Annotated in this window: 8 protein-coding genes; 4 read left to right on the top strand and 4 right to left on the bottom strand. The window is 72.9% G+C overall.

The features are described 5' to 3' along the window. Positions 1-599: 599 nt before the first annotated feature. The gene (locus AB0H52_RS06955; RefSeq protein ID WP_151488486.1) at positions 600-1382 is read right to left on the bottom strand and encodes a DedA family protein; all 783 of its coding nucleotides are present in this window, start codon (positions 1380-1382) and stop codon (positions 600-602) included. Positions 1383-1434: 52 nt separating this feature from the next. On the opposite strand from AB0H52_RS06955, the gene AB0H52_RS06950 reads away from it, so the two are divergent. The 4 genes from AB0H52_RS06950 to AB0H52_RS06935 all read left to right on the top strand — a co-directional run bounded on the left by AB0H52_RS06950 (position 1435) and on the right by AB0H52_RS06935 (position 3839). After that, the gene (locus tag AB0H52_RS06950) at positions 1435-2151 is read left to right on the top strand and encodes a carbon-nitrogen hydrolase family protein (RefSeq protein WP_151488485.1); all 717 of its coding nucleotides are present in this window, start codon (positions 1435-1437) and stop codon (positions 2149-2151) included. A gap of 159 nt (positions 2152-2310) precedes the next feature. Further along, positions 2311-2751 carry a VOC family protein gene (locus tag AB0H52_RS06945; RefSeq protein ID WP_151488484.1) on the top strand — a complete coding sequence of 147 codons (441 nt, stop codon included), beginning with the start codon at positions 2311-2313 and terminating at the stop codon, positions 2749-2751. 46 nt (positions 2752-2797) lie between these two features. Next, positions 2798-3295, top strand: a complete 498-nt coding sequence (locus tag AB0H52_RS06940; RefSeq protein ID WP_151488483.1) for a DinB family protein — start codon at positions 2798-2800, stop codon at positions 3293-3295. 19 nt (positions 3296-3314) lie between these two features. Then, a complete protein-coding gene (locus AB0H52_RS06935) occupies positions 3315-3839 on the top strand; it encodes a GNAT family N-acetyltransferase (protein WP_151488482.1) in 525 nt (174 codons plus the stop codon). On the opposite strand, the gene AB0H52_RS06930 is transcribed toward AB0H52_RS06935, so the two are convergent. From AB0H52_RS06930 to AB0H52_RS06920, 3 genes are all read right to left on the bottom strand, one after another. Continuing rightward, positions 3829-4470, bottom strand: a complete 642-nt coding sequence (locus tag AB0H52_RS06930) for a histidine phosphatase family protein (RefSeq protein ID WP_151488481.1) — start codon at positions 4468-4470, stop codon at positions 3829-3831. The genes AB0H52_RS06935 and AB0H52_RS06930 overlap by 11 nt on opposite strands. A gap of 33 nt (positions 4471-4503) precedes the next feature. Then, positions 4504-5952: a serine/threonine-protein kinase gene (locus AB0H52_RS06925; protein WP_357945747.1), complete on the bottom strand. Its 1449-nt coding sequence runs from the start codon at positions 5950-5952 to the stop codon at positions 4504-4506. A 93-nt stretch (positions 5953-6045) separates the two neighbouring features. After that, positions 6046-6240 (bottom strand): hypothetical protein, encoded by a 195-nt coding sequence (locus tag AB0H52_RS06920; RefSeq protein ID WP_225854173.1) that lies wholly within the window; start codon positions 6238-6240, stop codon positions 6046-6048. Between the last annotated feature and the right edge of the window lies 1 nt (position 6241).

Below are 6241 nucleotides of genomic sequence, written 5' to 3'. Positions count from 1 at the left end.
ATGGGGGTAGCTCCTTCGGGGGTAGGAACACCCACACCGCCAAGGGGGAAAACGGCGGGCAGGGTGTGAGCACCTCGTCCGGCGCTGCACAAACAAGGGGGAAAGTTTGGGGGCCTGCGAGCCCGGGGGCTCGTGGCGCCGGTGTCGGCGGCCTACCGAGCGGGGGCTCGGGGCGCCGGGACCGGGTGTAACGACCGGCGGGCCGGGGTCATTCCGGGGGTGGCCCATCCATCGGCGCCCGCATCACGGCGGCGCCTGGTCGCTGGCCGGGTCTGCAACGACCGGACCGGGCCGGGCATTCCCACCCCGTATCGGGGTCGAGCCTCACCGGCGGTGGTCCTGCGATCGTCAGGGTGTGTAACGACCCCCAGCCAGCCACCATTCCACCGCCCGAGTGCGGCCGGTCACAGCCCACAACCCCCACCACCGGACAAACCACCCACCCCGACGCGACCGACCACGACCCCCGTCGGGCACTCACCGGGTGATCCACTCGGCTTCGGCGAAAACGGGGTATCCGGGACGGGGTGACACCCCAGTTTCATTGATGCCGAGTTGATCGCAACGTCGGGCTGAGGATGGATCCGACAAGGGCGGGTCTAGCTCTCATCGGCGGGCCAGGAGCCGCTGCGGTAGAGCGTGCCCCGGCCGCCCGGATCGGGGATCCCGTGCAGCGAGCGCCGCTCGGGGTCGGTCGGCTCGGGGTTGCCGGCGGCGCGGCGGGCTCGTCGCACGCGGGATCCGACGAACCAGGCGACGGCCGCCCCGCAGACCACGATCACCACGTTCTGCAGCGCGCCGACGTAACCCTCGACGAGATGCCAGTTGTCGCCCAACAGGTAGCCGGCGAGCACGAAGGTGGTGTTCCAGATCAGGCTGCCCAGCGTGGTGTAGAGCAGGAAGGTGCTGACCGGCATCCGCTCCACCCCGGCCGGGATGGAGATCAGGCTCCGGAAGATCGGGATCATCCGCCCGAAGAAGACCGCCTTCACGCCGTGCCGCAGGAACCACGCCTCGGTCCGGTCCACGTCGGCGAGCTTGACCAGCGGCAGCCGGGCCACGATGGCGCGCATCCGGTCGCGGCCCAGGGAGGCACCGATCAGGTAGAGCGCCAGCGCGCCCACCACCGAGCCCAGCGTGGTCCAGAAGATCGCGCCGAGCAGGCTGATCCGACCCTGTGCGGCCACGAACCCGGCCAGCGGCAGGATGACCTCGCTGGGGATCGGTGGGAACAGGTTCTCCAGGGCCACCGCCAGGCCGGCGCCCGGCCCGCCGAGCCGTTCCACCAGGTCACTGACGTAACCGACGATGCCGCCCTGCGGAGGTTCCGCCGCGGCGGTGGGGGTTCCGGTGGCGAGCACGGCGTGGGACGTTCGAATCATGACCCCAACGCTACGAAGTGATCCTGAGAGCCAACCGGGAGGCGGTCAGCCAATGTCGTCGGACGTGCACACCACCGGTCGTACCCCACTGCGGCTCGCGGTGGCGCAGCCGCCGTGCGTACCCCTGGATGTCGCGGAGAACGCGCGGGCGCACGCTGCCGCGGTCCGCGCGGCGCGCGCCCGGGTGGTGGTCTTTCCGGAGCTGTCGCTGACGGGGTACGAGTTGGACGCCCCGGTCGTGCCGGTCGACGACCCGCGGTTGGCGCCGCTGGTGGGGGCGTGCGCCGAGACGGGCACGCTGGCGTTGGCCGGTGCGCCGGTCGCCGGTGACCACATCGCGGTGTTGGCGGTGACCGGCGCTGGTGTGACGGTGGCGTACCGGAAGATGTGCCTGGGTGGCGCGGAGCCCCGCCGGTTCGTTCCGGGTGACACACCGGGTGTGCTCGATGTGGACGGTTGGCGGATTGGCCTGGCGGTGTGCAAGGACACCGGCGTCGCCGCGCACGCGCAGCGCACGGCCGCGTTGGGGATCGACGTGTACGCGGCGGGGGTGCTGGAGTTGGCGAGCGACGCCGCCGTGGTGGACCAGCGGGCACACCGGATCGCCGTCACGCACCGGGTCTGGGTGGCGGTGGCGAGTTTCGCCGGGTCGACCGGTGGTGGCTTCACCGAGGCGGCGGCGCGCTCCGGCGTCTGGACGCCACAGGGCGAGGTGCGCGCGCGGGCGGGTACGGCGCCGGGCGAGTTGGTCCGGGTGAGCATCGACTGAGCGGCCGACGCACTGCCCGACGGGCGCCACCGCACCCTGCCCGGTGAGTGGCACGGCGCGTCCGACGAGGTGCTGGCACCGGTGCTCGCCGAGCATGTCGCCGGTTGACCGCCGCCCGTCGAGGCGCGGCCTGTCGTACGGCGCGGCCACAATCCCTGCATGGCTGTGATTCCCGCTCGGCTGTCGGTGGTCACCGTCGGCGCACGCGACATGGGCCTGCTGCGGTCGTTCTACCGATCGTTGGGCTGGCCGGAGCTGCCGTCAGCTGACGACGGCTGGTCGGCGTTCCTGCTCGGTGGTGTCCTGCTCGCCCTCTATCCGCTGCCGGAGCTGGCCGCCGAGGCGGCACCCGGTGTTTCCGATCCGGCCGGCGGCTGGTCCGGGGTGACGCTGGCGTGCAACGTCGACGGTCGTGCGGACGTCGACGTGGCCTTCGCGGCGGCCGTCGCGGTGGGGGCGACGGTGGTGGCGGAGCCGACCGACCGGTCCTGGGGTGGGCGCTCGGCGTACATCGCCGACCCGGAGGGCAACCGGTGGGAGATCGCCTGGGCGGGCACGGCCGTCTTCGACGAGAGCGGCGCCCTCGTCTCCTTCGGTTGAGCGTGCCGTGGTTGCTCCCGGCAGGCGAGCTTGGAATGCTTCGGCCATGACTTCCTTCCCGGGGACCTTCGCCGCCGATGTCATCGGTGAGTCGGCTCGGACGCAGTTCGAGACGTTCATCGATGAGCACCGCAGGGCGCTCGACGACTACCTGGACGGGCTGACCGAGGAGCAGGCGCGCCGGTCGTTGGTGCCATCGCGGACCACGCTGCTCGGCCTGGTGAAGCACGCGACGTTCGTCGAGAAGGTGTGGTTCGACGAGGCGGTCACCTGCCGGTCGCGCGCCGAGATCGGCATCCCCGCGACGCCGGACGAGTCGTTCATCCTCGACGACGGCGACACGATCGCCACCATCCAGCGGGCACACCGCGAGGCGTGCGAGGCGTCCCGCCGTGCGACGGCGTCGCTGGGCCTGGACGACGTGCTCCGCGGCAACCGGCGTGGGCCGCTGCCGCTGCGCTGGGTCTACCTACACGTGTTGCGCGAGCTGGCTCAGCACTGTGGGCACGCGGAGATCCTGCGCGAGCAGATCCTGAGCGAGTAGTGCCGAATATCATCGCCGCATGCCCGAGTTGATCGCGCCCACCGTCCGTCTGCACGACGCCTGGCTCGAGGCGCACGACGAGTGGGGGCCGGGCGTCCACGAGGATGGTTTCGGGCTGCGGCCGTCCGACGAGGTGCGCTCGCCGGACGGGTTCGCGGCGTGGGTGACCCGGCTCAACGACCAGTCGGATCCGGCGATGCCGCTGGACGGCGGTCAGGTGCGGTGCACGTACCGCTGGATCGTCGAGGACGGCCGGGTGCTCGGTGGGATCGCGCTGCGGCACGACCTCGACGATGTCCTGCTGCGGGTCGCCGGGCACATCGGCTACGGCATCCGGCCGTCCGCGCGCCGCCGCGGGTTGGCGACCTGGGCGCTGGGCCGGATGCTCGACGCGGCGCGGTCGCTCGGCCTGCAGCGGGTGCTGATCGCCTGCGCGGCCGACAATGTCGCGTCGGCGAGGACGATCGAGCACCACGGTGGCGTCCTGGAGGACATCCGGGACACCACGCTCGGCCCGACCCGCCGTTACTGGATCACGCTCTAGGCCATCCGCTGGTGTCGCCGAAGCGGCGCAGGGTCCAGCGGGCCGGCGGCCAGGTGCCGGTGTCGTGGTCGGTGGTCCATTCGGTGATCGAGGCCGGGGGGATGACCAGGTCGAACCCCCGATGCAGCGGTTGGGCGGCGAGCGCGTGGAAGGCGACCTCGACCGTCGCGGTGTGACCGATCAGCAGCACGGTGGAGCCCTGGTGCCGGTGGGCGATCTCCATGATCGCGCGGCCGACGCGGGCCACCAGCTCGGCCCAGCTCTCGTTGCCGTTCTCGAACGGCCGGAACAGCCCTCCGCCCACCGCGGCGTGTTCGGTCCGGAAGCGGGCGACGGGCAGCCCGTCGGCGTACGGGGGCGTGTGCCAGGTGCACAGACCGCAGTCGGCCACCGGGCGGAGGCCGAACGCCGCAGCGATCGGTTGCGCGGTTTCGACGGTGCGGCGCAGCACGGACGAGTAGACCGCCACCGGCCGGTCGGTGGCGTGGTCCTCGGCGAGCCGTCTGGCGAGCCGGTGTGCCTGGTCGTGGCCGAACGCCGTCAGGCCCCGGCATCCGTGCGGGCCGCCCACGATCCCGTCGATCTGGTGGACCGACTCGCCATGACGCACGAAGATCAACCGTGTCCGCATCGGCCCATCATGCCAGTGAGACCGGCGGATGGATCAGTCGTCCGTACGGCCGGTGGAGAAGATGCTGGCCTGATCGAGTAGTTCGTCGAGGTGGGCGCCGGTCCGCGCGGGGAGCCGGTCCCGGTCGACCAGCTCGGCGATGTGGTCACGCAGGTCGGCGACCCGCTTGGCGCGGTCGCGGGACCGGCGGTTGAGGTCGGCGAGGTCGTCGCGCAGGTCCTCGGCGGTTTTGCGGTCGATCTCGCCGCGGGCCTGGGCCGCGGCGAGCACGGCGGTGAACTCGTCGGTGACCTGTCGCAGGCTGACCGGCACCTGCTGGCCCACGGCCGAGGGCGCGGCGCTGCTGGCGGCCGGGGGTGTGGACGGTGCCGCCGGCGTCGGCGACTGGGTGCTGGGCGTGGGCGCCGGAGTGGTGGTCGGCGACGGGCCGGCGACCTGCGCGGGGCGCTCGGGAGCGTCGAGATTCTGGGCGAGCAGCGCGCCGAGGCCCACGACGGCCGCGAGGCCGGCCGCGACCAGCACGACGGCCGATCGACGTGACCGGCGGCGCGGCGCGGCATCCACCGGTACGGGGTGGGGGCGGACGGCGGCGCGGTCGATCAGGGTGGGCGGATGGGCGCTCGGCAGGATGCGCAGCAGCTCGGTGGGCGGCTCGACCGGCTGACCGGCACCGAACCGCATGGCCAGACGCGCTGCCGTCGGCCGGCGGGCCGGGTCGGCGGCCAGGCAGGCGAGGGTCAGCTCGGCGATGTCGGCGGGCAGGCCGGCCACCCGCAGCGGCGGCACCGGTGTGCCCCGCCGGTGCACCTCAAGGGCGTCTTCCCAGCTCTGCACGGGCAGCGGGGCCTGCCCGGTGAGGGTGCGGTAGAGCAGCGCGCCGAGGGCGTACACGTCGCTGGCCGGGTCGGGTGGGCCGGCGGCGAGGCGTTCCGGGGCGAAGTAGGCGGGTGTGCCCATGAGCGGTTCGCCGGACTGGCTGTCGAGCCCGCCGAGCGCGGCGATGCCGAAGTCGAGCACCTTGGCGCCGGTGTCGGTGAGCATGACGTTGCCCGGTTTCACGTCGCGGTGCACCACGCCGATGCGGTGCGCGGCGGCCAGCGCGGCGGCGATCTGCCCGGCCACCCGGACCGCCTCGGGCCAGGGCAGCGGGCCGCCGCGCAGCCGATCGGCCAGATTGTGCCCGTCGACCAGCTCCATCACCAGGTACGGCACGACGGCGCCGTCGGCCAGGGTCGCCTCGGCGTAGTCGTACACCTGGGTCACGTGTGGGTGGGTCAGCCGGGCGGCCGCGCGGGCCTCGCGTCGGATGGTGGCCCGCAGGTGCGGGTCGGCGGCGAGCTGCCCGGCGAGCACCTTGATCGCCACCGGCCGGCCGAGCACCTCGTCGTCGGCACGCCACACCTCGGACATGCCGCCGAGACCGATCCGCTCGTGCAGGACGTAGCGGTCGTGGAGACGGAGGGTGGGCGTGAAGGGTGACATGGCCTCACCAGTCTGCCTGGCGAGTTCCCACTCGACCACCCTGCGTGCCCGGCCCGGTGCCGCCCGTCCCCGACGTACCGAAATGGGCGGTTGTCAGGAGCAGCGGGGCAGCGGTCGGGGCTGGATCCGGTCGGCGAGCCGGCGCAGGGCGACGGCGGTCGCCTCCCGGGTCGGGGCGAGCAGCGCCCGGCGGGTGCGCTCGACCTGGACCGGCGCGTCCGGTCGGGCCGAGTTGACGTGGCGGTTCATGGCGTCGAGAGCGGTGACGTATCCGGTCGGGTATTCCATG

It is taken from the genome of Micromonospora sp. NPDC050695, from assembly GCF_040654415.1.
Classification (GTDB): Bacteria; Actinomycetota; Actinomycetes; order Mycobacteriales; family Micromonosporaceae; genus Micromonospora.
This window is presented reverse-complemented; position numbering and strand designations above follow the sequence as displayed.

Bases quoted from the DNA above. Each gene is read 5' to 3' on its own strand.
- AB0H52_RS06920 (WP_225854173.1), bottom strand. From the start codon at position 6,240: ATGGAATACCCGACCGGATACGTCACCGCTCTCGACGCCATGAACCGC.
- AB0H52_RS06950 (WP_151488485.1), top strand. From the start codon at position 1,435: ATGTCGTCGGACGTGCACACCACCGGTCGTACCCCACTGCGGCTCGCG.
- AB0H52_RS06935 (WP_151488482.1), top strand. From the start codon at position 3,315: ATGCCCGAGTTGATCGCGCCCACCGTCCGTCTGCACGACGCCTGGCTC.
- AB0H52_RS06925 (WP_357945747.1), bottom strand. From the start codon at position 5,952: ATGTCACCCTTCACGCCCACCCTCCGTCTCCACGACCGCTACGTCCTG.
- AB0H52_RS06945 (WP_151488484.1), top strand. From the start codon at position 2,311: ATGGCTGTGATTCCCGCTCGGCTGTCGGTGGTCACCGTCGGCGCACGC.
- AB0H52_RS06930 (WP_151488481.1), bottom strand. From the start codon at position 4,470: ATGCGGACACGGTTGATCTTCGTGCGTCATGGCGAGTCGGTCCACCAG.
- AB0H52_RS06955 (WP_151488486.1), bottom strand. From the start codon at position 1,382: ATGATTCGAACGTCCCACGCCGTGCTCGCCACCGGAACCCCCACCGCC.
- AB0H52_RS06940 (WP_151488483.1), top strand. From the start codon at position 2,798: ATGACTTCCTTCCCGGGGACCTTCGCCGCCGATGTCATCGGTGAGTCG.